Below are 13670 nucleotides of genomic sequence, written 5' to 3' on the forward strand. Positions count from 1 at the left end.
TCTGGCATACAGGTGGGGCGCGGGCAATTGCGTAGGGGCCGTACGGCAGATACCGTGCAGCCCCTCCGCATCATTAAGCGAAATCTCAGGCGGAGGTGTCCGGTGCCCCGCCGTAGCCGATGCCACGGTAGATGTCCGGGCGGTCCCTCTTGAGCTTCAGGCCCCAGAACAGCCCCGCAATGCCGGGCACAACCACCAGTGCCGGCAGGATCCACGAGAGCGCCGAGTTGCCATCGGAGCCGATCAGGACATTGAAATTGACCACGATCAGCACGAACACTGCACCGAGTGTCAGTGCCGACAGTGTCGGCGCGATCACCCGGGTCCACAGGGAGTACCCGGCCGCGTGCTTGCGGAAGTAGCCAATGACGGCCACCGAAATCAGGACCAGGAGCAGCACCAGGCCGAAGGCTGCGGTGTTCGTCAGCCACGTGAAGAAGGTGAGCACGGGGTACAGCTCGCCGAGCGGGGATCCAATCCCGGCGACGGCAAACACGGCCAGCATGACCAGGGCCAGTACTGACTGAGTCAGCGACCCGGCCACCGGGGCGTGCCGTGCGTTGACGCGGGCAAATCTGCGTGGCAGAACGCTTTCGCGCCCCAGCGAGAACACATACCGGGCCACCGCATTATGGAAGGCGATCAGGGCGGCCAGCAGGCTCGTAATGAACAAGACCTGGGCAATGTCGGAGACAAACACGGCGCCGTGACCGGAGAGGAAGGCGAACAGCAAGTCGGGACCATACTTTTGTGATTCTCCAATGATCTGGCTGGGGCCTGTGCCGATGGTCATGGCCCAGGCGGAGAATGCGTAGAAGAGGGAAATGATGCCAACCGCAATGAACGTGGCCCGGGCGATGGACCGGGCGGGATCCTTCGCCTCTTCGCTGTAGATTGCGGCCGATTCAAAGCCCATGAAGGCCGCCATGCTAAAGGCCAAGGCTGCGCCGACGCCGGTGGTGAACAAGTCCGACGGCGCCAATCCGGCGCCGCTGACACCCTCCGGGCTCACGGCGAGGGCGATCACGTCGAAAACGATGACGGCAACAAATTCCAGCCCCACGAGGACGCCGATGATCTTGGCGGACAGGTCAACCTTGTTGATCCCCAGCCAGCCAACAATGGCGAAGCCAACGAGCGCCGCCGCCCACCACGGGACGTTGAGTCCAAGCTTTGCATTGACGAAGGACGCCGCGGCAAAGCCGAACAGGCCGTAGATTCCGATCTGCATCGCGTTGTAGGAGATCAGCGCAACCCAGGCGGCTCCGACCCCGGTGGCCCGGCCCAGGCCCTGTGCAATGTAGGCGTAGAAGGCGCCGGCGTTGCGGATATGGGCACTCATGGCTGCGTAGCCAACGGCGAACAGGGCCAGGCAAACGCCGAGGACGATGAAGGAAAGAGGTATTCCGACGTTTCCGGTGACGGCGAAGTTGCTGGGAATGCCTCCGGCCACCACCGTCAACGGCGCGGATGCTGCGATGATCATGCAGACAAGGGCGGGCACGCCGAGCGTGCGCTTGCTGAGTCCTTTGCCGGTCCCGTGGCCGGCGTTGGTGCCGGTGGACGGGAGTGTCTTTTCCTGTGACATTAAAACCTCCATTGGGAGAATAAAGATGTCTTGAGTGTGTCACCTATCACACATGCTGGCTTGTTGTTCGCGGCACCGCCGTTGACTAACCGTGCAGGACTTCCGCGGAGCCCACAAGGACCGGGGCCTGACAAGGCGGGGGCCGCCACCAAAATGGTGAAGGCCCCCGCCGACGTGCTGAGATGGCGCTGTTAGCCGTTGATAACCTGCGGCACGCCTAGGGCTTTAAGGCCTTCGACGCCGAATTCGAGTCCGTAGCCGGACTGCTTTGCCCCGCCAAAGGGGATGCGGGGGTCCACGCCACCGTGCGAGTTGATCCAGACGGTGCCGGCCTGGATGCGGGCCGCGACACTGCGGGCCGCGTCAAGGTCGGCGGACCAAACGGAGGCGCCGAGTCCGACGTCGAGCCCGTTGGCCATCGCCACTGCCTCGTCGACGGAGCTGTACCGGATGATGGGCAGGGCCGGGCCGAACTGTTCCTCGGCAACCAGTGGATTGTTGTTCTCGATGTCGGCCACGAGCGTGGTGGGGTAGAAGTAGCCCGGCTGTCCTGTTTCCGGGTTTCCGCCCAGCAGCACACGTGCGCCCGAGTCCTTGGCGGCCTCCACGAGGCGGGCAACGATGTCCAATTGCGCCTTGTTCTGCAGTGGGCCGAGCATGTTGTTTTCGTCCAGGCCCACGCCCATGGGCATGGCGGCGGCCACGGCCGTGAGTTCTTCGCAGACGGCGTCGTAGATGTCCTCGTGGACATAAAGGCGCTTCAGGGCCGCGCAGGTCTGGCCGGTGTTGATGAACGCACCCCAGAACAGGTTCTCGGCGATGGCCTTGGGATCGGCGTCCGGGAGGACGATTCCGGCGTCGTTGCCACCAAGCTCAAGGGTCAGGCGCTTGACCGTGCCAGCCGAGGACTTGATGATCGCCTTGCCCGTTGCCGTGGAACCGGTGAACATGATCTTGCCGATCGCGGGGTGTTCGGCCAGTCGGGCGCCAACATCCCTGCCGCCGCTGACGGCTGAAAGCAGGCCCTCGGGGAGTTCCTGGTTTAGCACGTGGACCAGCGCCAGTACGCTTAGCGGGGTGTACTCGGAGGGTTTGACGACCACGGCATTGCCCATGCGCAAGGCCGGAGCGATCTGCCAGATGGTGATCATCATGGGCCAGTTCCAGGGCCCGATGGCACCGACCACACCGATGGGCCGGTAATGGATTTGGGCGTGGGTCGACCCGTCGTCGACCACGGTCTCGGCGGCCAGCTCGGTTGCCGCGGTGGCACGCAGCCAGGCCGCGCAGGCGCCGACCTCGAAGCGGGCGTTCGGGCCGTTCAGCGGCTTTCCCTGCTCGCGGGAGAGCAGGCGGGCGAGTTCTTCGGCAGAGCGGTCGACGGCGTCGGCCGCCTTGAGCAGTACGGCACTGCGTGCCTCATGGCCAAGAGCGGCCCACGCCGGCTGGGCCGCAGTTGCCGAAGCGATGGCACGTTCCAAATCCTCGACCGTATGGACCGGTGCCTCGCCGACGATTTCGCCCGTGGCGGGGTCCAACATGGTCCTGGTCTCGCCGGAGACCGGTGTAATCGCCGTGAGAAGGTCAGTGTACGTTTCCATGGATGCTCCAGTTCGGGTCAGTAAGTGCAACGCCGGTGGGGGCGCTGCAGTGATAATTCAAGTCTTGCCGACCATCCGGGCACCGGTCTTGTCGATCCGTGAAGACCTGTTGCCCCCAGGCGAACACCTGCAGGCCCGATCAGCGGAACGAGCGGTTTTTGCCTTCAGGCGCGACTGTTGGACAGGCGATATGTACTGGGAGGTTCGCCAAAGGCGTCGCGGAAGACGCGGCTAAAATGCGCCGCGTCCACGAATCCCCAACGGGCGGCTATGGTGCTGACCGGGCGGTGGGCCAGGAGGGGGGCGCGCAGCTCGCGCCGGCAATTCTCGAGCCGGCGTGTGCGGATCCAGTGGGCCACAGTGGTTCCTGCCTCCTGGAAAACATTGTGCAGGTGCCGGGTGGAGATGAAGTGGGCGGAGGCGACGCTTGCCGGGGACAGGTCCGGATCGGCCAGATTGGCCTCGATGAAACGGCGGATCCTGCCCAGAAGTTCCTCATGCGGGCGCCCGGGGCCGCGCTCTGCCTGGTCCAGTTCCGCCGCAAACAGTGTGCTCAGAAGGTCCACGGTGTTGTGGGCCAGGCGGTGCCCGCTGGGTCCGGAAAGTACTTCTAGGTTGTCTGCCAGTTGTGTCATGAAGGGGCTGATCATCCGTCCAAGTCCCTTGTCGGCGGCCATCCGTGTTGCTGTCAGGTGACCCACTGAACCGGCCGGCAGGTCGAGGGCATCGTGGGGAAACATCAACACCAGAGTGCGGCAATCGGATTCGAAGGCCAGCGTATAAGGGCGGCTGGTGTCATACACGGCAAGGTCGCCAGGTTGCAGGACGGCTTCGCGGTTGTCCTGGACCAGAATCCCGGTGCCAGCCAGCTGCAGGTTGAGTTTGAAATAGAGACGGTCCGAACTGGCAATGAGCGACGGGGTGCGGTGCACGCTGTGACCGGTGGCCGTCACCTCAATGATGGACAGTTCGTCGAGGAGCCGGGAGCGCAGCCTTCCGTGAAAGTGGTCCGGGTCGCTGGAGCGGACGTGCAGCGGCACAAACGACTTGGAAATGAGGTCGTGCCATGCGGCAAAGGAATGGGCCACGGCGGTTTGCACGCCGTCGGCGGTTTCAAGTGTGGAGTTCATTCGAAATTCCCTTGTGTTGGGCAACACTTTTCCACCACTCTAGTGACTCATGTGGTCCCTGTCACTTATTTTCAACAGTCGGCGAATAAAAATTACCACTACCGGCTCTCAATTGCGTGGGCGGGGTCCAGGAGCAGCAGGTACGCGTCCAGCTGGGCGTTCAACTGGGCTGGCAAATGTTCCCCGGGTGACATGGCGGCAATGATCTGGGCGCCCAAGAGTATGCACATCAGCTGGTTGATGATGTCCTCGTCCTTGATTGGTACTGTGACTTCGCCCCTGCTTCGCGCCTGGCGCAGGTGCACTTGCAGTCCGGCGCGCCACTGGTGCATGGATGATTCATGCAGTTCGGTCTTGGTGGCATCAGTGAGGGCTTTCTGCCAGAAGGGGATGACAATCCGGGCCTCGTTGATGCGGTCCTCGTCCAGCGGCAGCACCTCCTGGCAGAAGCCGTGCAGCGCCTCTATGCCCACTTTTCCGGCGGTCCGCTCCGCAATGCGCTGGTTGGTCCGATTGAAGACGTGCCCGAACGCGAAGGTGATGAGGCTGTCCTTCGTGGGGAAGTAGGGCTTCAGTGCACCATTGGCAAAGCCTGCCTCCGCAGCGATCTCACGCATGGTGGCGCCCTCGATCCCGTGCTGGGCAATGATGCGCCAGGTGGCGTCGACCAGCTCGAGCCGCCGCTGGTCATGGTCGACAATTTTCGGCAATTCATTTCTCCAGACGGGCGGTGCGGACCGGGCGATATGGCTTGATCCCTTGTGATGCATCTTACGTGTGTGTATTCTCTACAACCATAGAATAAAAAAACGTGAACGACCGGTTTCCGGCCGCCCACCCACGAAAAGAGCAGTCATGACAGTCACCAACGACGTCGACGTCGCGCCACTCGCGCTGGCCTCGGCCGCTGAAATTACCTCCGTGCGAGAAATCCTTCAGACCGCCGGGCTACTGGGGGAGTCAGCGCGCATCGCTTATCTGGGTCTCTTGGATCCACCTCGGGGGCAGCAGGACGACTCGTCAGTGAACCGCCGATACCGCGTTTTTCTGCACGACGTTTCCGGCGGTGTGCCCAAGGATGCTGTGGTTTCGGTGACCAGCGGCACCGTGGAGTCCGCCGTCGAGCTGGACACGGCGGTCACGGGGGAGCTGCCCGTTCTGGAAGAAGAGTTCGCTGCGGTGGAGGAAATTCTTGCCACGCACCCCGAATGGCTAAAGGCCCTTGCGGTTCGAAAGTTGGACGTTGCCAAGGTGCGCGTGGCACCCCTGTCCGCGGGTGTTTTTGACTACCCCGAAGAAAAGGGACGACGCATTCTGCGCGGGCTTGCCTTTGTTCAGGACTTCCCGGAAGACAGCGCCTGGGCGCACCCGGTGGACGGCCTGGTTGCCTACGTTGATGTGACCAACAAGACCGTTGATGCGGTGCTGGACTTTGGTGCGGTCCCCGTCCCCGCCGAACATGGCAACTACGCGGACCCCGGGCTGACTGGTCCCCTGCGGGAAACACAAAAGCCGATCAGCATCACGCAACCTGATGGCCCCAGTTTTGTACTCACAGGCGGTAACCACATCGAGTGGGAGAAGTGGAGCCTTGACGTTGGGTTCGACGCCCGTGAAGGAGTGGTCCTGCACAACCTGGCGTTCAATGACGGCGGGCGGAAACGTTCCATCATCAACCGCGCATCCATCGCCGAGATGGTGGTGCCCTATGGCGACCCCTCTCCCGTGCGGTCCTGGCAAAACTACTTCGATACCGGCGAATACCAGGTGGGCCAATACGCCAACTCCCTGGAGCTTGGCTGCGACTGCCTCGGCGAGATCACCTACCTAAGCCCCGTCATCAGCGACGCCTTCGGCAACCCCCGCGAGATCCGCAACGGCATCTGCATGCATGAGGAAGACTGGTCCATCCTCTCCAAGCATTCGGATCTGTGGACCGGGATTGACTACACTCGGCGCAACCGCCGCATGGTGATCTCCTTCTTCACGACCATTGGCAACTACGACTACGGCTTTTACTGGTACCTCTACCTGGATGGCACCATCGAGTTCGAGGCCAAGGCCACCGGCATCGTCTTCACCAGCGCCTACCCCGGCAAGGGGTACCCTTATGCCTCCGAATTGGCGCCGGGGCTCGGCGCGCCGTACCACCAGCACCTGTTCGGGGCGCGCCTTGACATGGCCGTGGACGGGCTGGTCAATAGGGTGGAAGAGGAAGACGTGGTTCGCGTGCCGATGGGCGTCGGGAACGAGCGCGGCAACGCATTCACCCGCAAGCGCACCGTTCTGGCCACGGAGTCCCAGGCGGTCCGCGAGGCGGACATGCGCGCCGGCCGGACCTGGGTTGTTTCCAACCCAACCTCACTGAATCGGCTGGGGGAGCCGGTGGCCTACAAGCTTCATCCCCAGGGCCAGCCCATGCTGTTGGCTGACCCGGAATCCTCGGTGGCCCAGCGTGCCACATTTGCCACGAAAGACTTGTGGGTGACGCAATTTGCGCAGGAGGAGCGCTACCCGACGGGTGACTTCGTCAACCAGCATTCAGGCGGGGCGGGGCTGCCGTCATTCATTGCGGGGGACCGTGATCTCGACGGCCAGGACATTGTCCTCTGGCACACCTTTGGGCTGACGCATTTCCCTCGCGTGGAGGACTGGCCCATCATGCCTGTCGACACTGTGGGCTTCAAACTACGCCCGGAGGGCTTCTTTGACCGCAGCCCGGTCCTTGACGTGCCGGCCAGCAGCCCGGCCGGTGCCAGCCATTGTGGTGGAGCTGGCGGCGATGACAACTGCCACTGCTGACACGGTAAACAGGGCCAGCAGTGCCAGAACCATTAGAGACGGGCGGGCCGGGCTGCCGGTCCGCCTGTGCGCGGCCGTCGCAGTGGCATCCGTCGGGGCACATGTGTTGATGGCGTGGGTGCACCGCGCCATGCTGTGGGAAAGTGCGTTGATGCTGCTCATGGCCGCCGTCTGCCTTCCGTGCGCCGTGGCCATGTGGCGCCGCGGCCACGAGCGGGCAGTGCAGGGTCTTTTCGTGATGTCCCTGGTCATGGTGGCCGTGCACACTGGATTTCTCTTGGGGCCGGGTTCCATGGCGGGGCCCCACCACGCCGGTGTGGGGTCGATGGTCACCCGGACGGCTGGCTCGCATCCGCAGCCTTCCGCGATGTTGGGCATCGTAGCCCTTGAACTGGCCGTGGCAATGCTGGCGGCGTTGGTGATGCGGCGCTCGCGAACATGCACCGCGCAATAGCTGGTTCCTACGCCGGGCCAAGCCAACTGCGTGCTGCTCAATCAGCTCCAGGAGAATACTGAGTCAACGGCATTGTAAATAGTTGTGAAGTGGGAAGGATCGGAGCCGCACGCGGGAAAGCACTTCGGTGTGCATAGTTGGAGCCATAAGGCCGCAGTCCCCTGACAATGCCCGACGGCGGTTTGCCACCGCAGCCATGGCCGGTGTCGCCGTCTACATCGGCATCGACGTCGTGCTCCAGTTTCTGCCGCAGCACTACAGTGTGGTCAGCGCCGCCGAAAGCAACCTGGCCGTAATCCCTTTTGGGTGGATCATGAAGCTGAGTTTTCCGGGCCGGGCCGTCACCACCTTCGCGGTCATGGCTGCCCGGTCTGGCACCAGAGATCGCGAATGCCTCCTACAACGCGACGGGAATCCGAATTCGGTTCGATGACCCGATCAAGCCCCCAGTATGGGGTGGTCGTGAATTACGGCTCTACCAGGTTTTCTGTGAAGAATGCACGAAGGCCGCCGCTCTTGATGCGCGCGAGAGTCAGACCCCGGTAGTCGGACGTCATTCCGGCAGGAGGTGGTTTGGGAGCCTGTTTCCCGGCGCACGGCCGCGGATTTCGAGCAGATCCCGGGCATGGGAGTGCAGGTGCTTGTCTTCATCTGACAGGGGAACCCAGTGCGGAACCGGCACTGAGTTGCCGGCGTCGTCCCGTGTCACCATCACGGTCAGGCAGTAGGTGGTCAGGTTCATCTCATGTCCTTTGGGATCGCCTGACCTGACGTGGACTGCGATGTGCATGCCCTTCGTTCCCGTGTAGACCAGCCGGGCCTCGACTTCCACCAAGTGGCCGATCAGCAGCGGCCGGTAGAACCGAACGCCGCCGGAGAATACCGCCACAGTGTCAGTCCCGCAGTAGCGTGATGCGCACACATAGGCCGCTTCATCGATCCACTTCATCACGATCCCGCCGTGGACCTTGCCGCCCCAGTTCACGTCCGTGGGGGCGGCCATGAATCTCAGGACCACACGCTCGGCCGTCCCCGCATCGGTGTATTCCTGGTCCTTCATGGCCGCCACGACCTCTTCCCGGACTTTGATCCGGGCCAGGGCGTTGTCGCGGTGTTCAATCTCCTCCTGCGTGGCGGGCTCAAAGGGTGTCACAGCGGTTGGTTTGCCGTCCGCGCCCACGGCCACGAATATCACGATGCACTGACTGCGCATCGTGGGGATTCCGCCCCTGGGGTCGCCCGAGGACACCACAGTGCGAATATGCATCGAGGACCGTCCGGTGTAGACAATGGTTGCCTCCACCTCCACCATGTCTCCACTGTTGACAGGGTCCGCAAAGTGGATGTTGCCCACATAGGCTGTCACGCAATAGGACTTAGCCCAGCCCACCGCAGCGGCGTAGGCCGCCTTGTCCACCCACTCCAGCACAGTGCCGGCATCCACAGAGCCGCTGTGGCCGACGTCAGTGGGGGCCGCAAGGAAACGAAGGGTCACGGAATTGGCGCCAGTCTCGCTCATGAAACAAGTCTATTGAAGTGATGGAAGGTCTAAATGCGAACAAGTCTCATACGCTGTTTCTCCCGTCACATTCATTCCTCTTGAAATCCTTTGGTTCCGAGCGTGGCAGCCAGACCGCCAGCCCAACCACCCTGGCCACCCTGGACAAAGGACGACGGCGGCACCCACGCAAGGTGGGTGCCGCCGTCGTAATTCTCTTGGATATTACCGCGTAGAAGCAGCGGCTGGCTTGCGCTTGTCAAAGATGGTGGCGCCAACCTCCTGCTCGTGCTGGTTGGTAATGCTGAGGTCTATCCCGGAGCGGTCCTTGAGCATGATGACCGCGGCCAGGCCGATGAGCGTGGTGAGCAGCAGGTAGCCGGAGATGGCGAGGCTGGTGCCGGTGGCCTGCAGCAGCCACTGGGCGATCAAGGGGGAGAAAGCCCCGCCCAGAATGGCGCCGAGGGCGTAGGAGATGGAAACGCCGGAAAAACGCACCGAGGCCGGGAAGATCTCGCTGTACCAGGCGGCCTGCGGGCCATAGGTCAGGCCGAGGCCAAAGGTCAGCAGCAGCAGCGCCAGGTACAGGGCCCAGAGTTCGCCGGTGTTGATCAGCAGGAACAGTGGAAACACCGTGAGGGCCATGACGGTGTACCCGATAATGTAGGTGCGCTTACGCCCAATTTTGTCGGCCATGCCGCCTGCCAGAGCCGTGAAGATGAGCCACATGGCTGCCGCAAATGTCATGGCGAGCAATACGGGGGTCTTCCCCAGGCCCACGATGCCGTCGGGGTTGGTGGCGTAGCTGGGGATGAACCCTCCCGTGGCCATGTAGCCGACGGCGTTGTTGCCGACAAAAACCAGAGCAGCCAGGATGACCAGGCGCCAATGCTTGCGGAACAGCTCGAGGATGGGAACCTTGGGCTGCAGCTTCATTTCTGCGATTTCCAGGAAAACCGGGCTCTCCTCCACGGCGCGGCGCACAAAGTAGCCAACGCCGATCAGGACGAAGCTGAGCAGGAACGGGATGCGCCAGCCCCACTCCAGGAAAGCGTCGCCGGGGGCGATGACCCCTGTCATCAGCGCCGTGACGCCGGAAGCCAGCAGCAGACCCAAGGGGACGCCCAGCTGCGGGAACGAGCCAGCCCGTCCGCGCTTGTTGGCGGGTGCATGCTCAACAGCCATCAGGACGGCGCCGCCCCATTCGCCACCTGCCGAGATGCCCTGCAGGATGCGCAGGATCAGCAACATTATGGGAGCCAGCACGCCCGCCGTGGCATAGGTGGGCAGCAAGCCGATGAGCATGGTGCTGAGGCCCATCAGCAAAAGGGTCAGCACGAGCATGGCCTTGCGGCCAATCTTGTCGCCGTAGTGGCCGGCCAGGAACGCGCCGAGTGGGCGGAACAGGAAGCTGATGCCCACGGAAGCGAAGGCAAGCAGCAGACCGATCTGGGCGCCAGCCGGCCCAAAGAACAGCTGGGCAAACACCAGGCCGGCGGCTGTGGCGTAGATGAAATAGTCGTACCACTCGACGGTGGTGCCGATGAGGGTTGCAAACGCGACGCGTCTCTGCGTGCGCCGTGTGTCGACTGCTCTTGAGCTGCTCATGGTTGTAGTCCTTGAATTTGGTCCGAAGATACCGGCCGGCCCCTGCGCACCATTGCGGTTGCGGACCGAGTGACGGTATGTAATCAGTGTCACAGTAAAATTACCGTGAGTAAACTTATGAAAGTAGTCAAACTTATTCGGTTTTATGAAAGTAGGATGCCTTGTCCAAGTTCACTCTGCGCCAGTTGGAACTGTTTGTGGCGCTGGCAGACTTTTCCACGCTCAGCGACGCGGCAGCCTCCCTGCATTTCTCCGAGTCCGCGCTCTCACAGGCAATTACACGACTGGAACGCGCGGTAGGCGAGCAGCTGTGCATCCGCCGCAAGGCGAGGGGACTGAAGCTGACCCCTGCCGGGGAATACTTTGCTGTACGGGCCCGGGCGCTTCTGACCGAGGCGGAGGACCTGGTAGCTGAGATGAGCGGGGCGGCCGGGCAGCTGAAGGGACCGGTCAAGCTGGGCTGCTTCGCCAGCTTCGCCGCCAGTGTTTTGCCCGCCATATTGGGAGGATTCCCCAAACTCCATCCCGGCGTGGATGTGGAGGTCGTGGTGGGCACACATGACGAGTTGCTGCCCGCGTTGGAGAACGGCCGACTGGACCTGGCCATTGTTTACGACATGCAGCTGCCGCTTGGATTGCAGCGCCAAACCATCTATGAAACCGAGCTGCAGGCGGTGCTGCCCGTTGACCATCCGCTGACGCGGCAGGAAACCGTCGATTTGCCTGAGCTGGCCCAGGAACCGTTGATCATGTACGACTCCAGCCCCAGTACGGCCAACACCCACCGGGTCTTTGCGGACCGAGGCCTTCGCCCGACCATTGTGGCGCACATGCCACAGATCATTCTGGTCCAAGCCCTGGTGGGTCGCGGGTTGGGCTACGGGCTCTTGATGTCCCGTCCGAACTGGTCACCGATCTCCATGGAGGGACTCCCGGTGGCGGTGCGCCCGCTGTCTCCACCGGTCAGCCAGACCACCATGTCGGCTATTTGGCTCGAGGGTTCCCGGCTCAGTCCCCGCGCGCAGGCACTGCTTGATTTTACTGTCGAGACGTTCAGGGTTCCGCCGGACTAGCCTGGCCGCTGTTGAGTGTTGGAGGCAGCCGCCGCCCACGCAGCAAGGCTGCCGTAGTTGCAGCCTGCAGGTCTAGAGAGCCAGCCCATTCAGCCGCTTTTTGACGGCCGCTGCGTCAAACGAGTCCGGGTCGATGTCTTGGCCCTTGCGCAGCCCAAGCCACGCGCGGATGTTCCGGTGCTCCGGATGGTTGGCATCGCGGGAGGTGGCCACCTTGTCCATCCAACCGTGCGGACCGAATGAGTCTTCTTGTGGTGCGTGTCCGGCGCCCTCGGTGAGCTGCGGTAGCTTTCCTGGCTCAGCCGCTGGCAAGACTTCCTCCAGCGTGATGGTGTGCTCCCAATCGTCGCCAAAGTCGTACTGGTAATGCATGGCGTCAGAGGGTGCCGATAGCAAGGAATTCAAGGGAACATCCCTTTCATCCAAGGGAGGCGTACCCCAATGATCGGCCTCGGGTTCGTCGGGGGCATAGTGAACCCCTGTGGTGTGATCACCGATCCGGAATTCATGCAGGTGGCGGTCCTCCCACGCGAACAGGCGCTGGATGACCTGGTGAAGCTCGTCCAGGGCGATCTCGGCGGGAACATGCACACGGCGCCACACGGCCGGAGTGATGCCATCGATCTGGATTTTGAGCTGGTAGGTGGCTTCCGACGGCGCACGGGTGGCTGCCCGGTTCTGCGCTGCGGCCTCCGCTGCGAGTTCCTCCGTCTTGTCATCGAGGAGCCTTAGCGCGGAGGCGAGTGGACTGCGCAGGGTTGGCGGGACCACGATGTGCGTGCCGATCTCCACCAGGCCCTCCTCGGCCGCCTGGCGGATCTGCGAACCCACCATCACTGCCTGAAATGCCCTGGGATCGGTGAGGATACTTGGCCCAAAGAGGGTGTCCGCTTCCACGGGCTTGTTGGACGCGGCGTCCGCCAGGGCCATGGCAACCAAGGCATGGATCGATTCTTCGGGGTCAAAGGCGCCGTAGGGGATGACGAAGTCGTAGTACAGGAAGTAGGCCAGCACCTCGGTGTCATGCTCGGCGCCGGCAGGATTGGTGCGCAGCTGCTTGCCGATTCGGCTCGCCTTGACGTGGTTCGCCGAGACAACAATCAACCTCGCATCAATCAGCGCTTGCCAGTATTGCATCAGGCGCGGCAGCTGGACCATGGAGGTCACCCGCCGTGGCGCGTCAGGGGCTGCCATGGGATCGTGCCTGGACGTGGCTGATCCGACGGCATTCATGCCGACGCAGGCGGCGGCCTCGGCGATGTCCTTGCGGAGCAAAAGCCGCGAGTCTGTGAGCTTGCGGCCCTCGCCAATCCAGGCCAGCAGTGCTACGGCGCGTTGCACGAAAACCAGTTCCGCGCGTGCGGCGCCAGCCTCCTGCGGCGTGAGCTGCGGGAGAGCCACATATTTCGAAAGCGCGCTGCTAGCTGCCGCGCGTTCCGGGCCTGTCATGTGCAACAGCTGTGCCAGATCGTTTTGGGTCCCCGTCCAGGCAAGTGTTGATGACAGGAACTGCAGGTACGTGTTCAGGGCCAGACCGATGCCTAGCCGCATTTCAGGGTGGAATTCCCCCGCAGATTCAAGAATTTTAGCCGTCATGGGGACTTCAAGGTTGCTTGCATCCACGGCAGGGACGCTTTGGGCGTAGTTCTTGAAGAAGTTCATCAACAGTTCGCAAAGCCAGTCGAGCTGTTCAGGGTCCACGCCTGCTGCGTCGGCCCAGGCGCGGAATCCGGGCATGATGGGATCCAGTGCCCGCTGCGCCACAGCATCCGTGAAGGAGAGCACTGATTTGGGCTTGGCGGATGCTGCCGGAATGCCGGAGCGGGACGTCTGGGACTTCTTAGCCACGTGATTCCTTCGAGGGACGGAGACTGTTAAGTTCAACCGTAACCGTAACCGTAACCGTAACCGGATTG

General features: G+C 62.7%; 11 protein-coding genes. 4 read left to right on the plus strand and 7 right to left on the minus strand.

Annotation, left to right across the window (positions count from 1 at the left end; all coding sequences use genetic code 11):
- Positions 1-85: 85 nt before the first annotated feature.
- The 4 genes from CVS28_RS01200 to CVS28_RS01215 all read right to left on the minus strand — a co-directional run bounded on the left by CVS28_RS01200 (position 86) and on the right by CVS28_RS01215 (position 5029).
- Positions 86-1588, minus strand: a complete 1503-nt coding sequence (locus tag CVS28_RS01200; protein WP_103480357.1) for an APC family permease — start codon at positions 1586-1588, stop codon at positions 86-88.
- A 191-nt stretch (positions 1589-1779) separates the two neighbouring features.
- The gene (locus CVS28_RS01205; protein WP_103480358.1) at positions 1780-3189 is read right to left on the minus strand and encodes an aldehyde dehydrogenase family protein; all 1410 of its coding nucleotides are present in this window, start codon (positions 3187-3189) and stop codon (positions 1780-1782) included.
- 164 nt (positions 3190-3353) lie between these two features.
- Positions 3354-4319, minus strand: a complete 966-nt coding sequence (locus CVS28_RS01210; RefSeq protein WP_103480359.1) for an AraC-like ligand-binding domain-containing protein — start codon at positions 4317-4319, stop codon at positions 3354-3356.
- A gap of 98 nt (positions 4320-4417) precedes the next feature.
- A complete protein-coding gene (locus tag CVS28_RS01215) occupies positions 4418-5029 on the minus strand; it encodes a TetR/AcrR family transcriptional regulator (protein ID WP_103480360.1) in 612 nt (203 codons plus the stop codon).
- 145 nt (positions 5030-5174) lie between these two features.
- Between CVS28_RS01215 and CVS28_RS01220 the strand changes: the two genes are divergently transcribed.
- From CVS28_RS01220 to CVS28_RS01230, 3 genes are all read left to right on the plus strand, one after another.
- Positions 5175-7121, plus strand: a complete 1947-nt coding sequence (locus CVS28_RS01220) for a primary-amine oxidase (protein WP_103480361.1) — start codon at positions 5175-5177, stop codon at positions 7119-7121.
- Positions 7102-7575, plus strand: a complete 474-nt coding sequence (locus CVS28_RS01225) for a hypothetical protein (protein ID WP_103480362.1) — start codon at positions 7102-7104, stop codon at positions 7573-7575. Before CVS28_RS01220 ends, CVS28_RS01225 begins: the two co-directional genes overlap by 20 nt.
- A gap of 196 nt (positions 7576-7771) precedes the next feature.
- The gene (locus CVS28_RS01230; protein ID WP_103480363.1) at positions 7772-8008 is read left to right on the plus strand and encodes a hypothetical protein; all 237 of its coding nucleotides are present in this window, start codon (positions 7772-7774) and stop codon (positions 8006-8008) included.
- A gap of 120 nt (positions 8009-8128) precedes the next feature.
- On the opposite strand, the gene CVS28_RS01235 is transcribed toward CVS28_RS01230, so the two are convergent.
- A complete protein-coding gene (locus CVS28_RS01235; protein ID WP_103480364.1) occupies positions 8129-9094 on the minus strand; it encodes an acyl-CoA thioesterase in 966 nt (321 codons plus the stop codon).
- Between the two features lie 204 nt (positions 9095-9298).
- Positions 9299-10681: an MFS transporter gene (locus CVS28_RS01240; RefSeq protein WP_103463944.1), complete on the minus strand. Its 1383-nt coding sequence runs from the start codon at positions 10679-10681 to the stop codon at positions 9299-9301.
- A gap of 161 nt (positions 10682-10842) precedes the next feature.
- Between CVS28_RS01240 and CVS28_RS01245 the strand changes: the two genes are divergently transcribed.
- Positions 10843-11754, plus strand: coding sequence for a LysR family transcriptional regulator (locus CVS28_RS01245; protein WP_103463945.1), 912 nt, complete (start codon positions 10843-10845; stop codon positions 11752-11754).
- Between the two features lie 72 nt (positions 11755-11826).
- Here the strand turns inward: CVS28_RS01245 and CVS28_RS01250 are convergent, their stop codons facing one another.
- Positions 11827-13602 carry a plasmid pRiA4b ORF-3 family protein gene (locus tag CVS28_RS01250; RefSeq protein ID WP_165788023.1) on the minus strand — a complete coding sequence of 592 codons (1776 nt, stop codon included), beginning with the start codon at positions 13600-13602 and terminating at the stop codon, positions 11827-11829.
- Between the last annotated feature and the right edge of the window lie 68 nt (positions 13603-13670).

This window comes from Arthrobacter glacialis, from assembly GCF_002909415.1.
In the GTDB taxonomy this organism is placed as follows: Bacteria; Actinomycetota; Actinomycetes; order Actinomycetales; family Micrococcaceae; genus Specibacter; species Specibacter glacialis.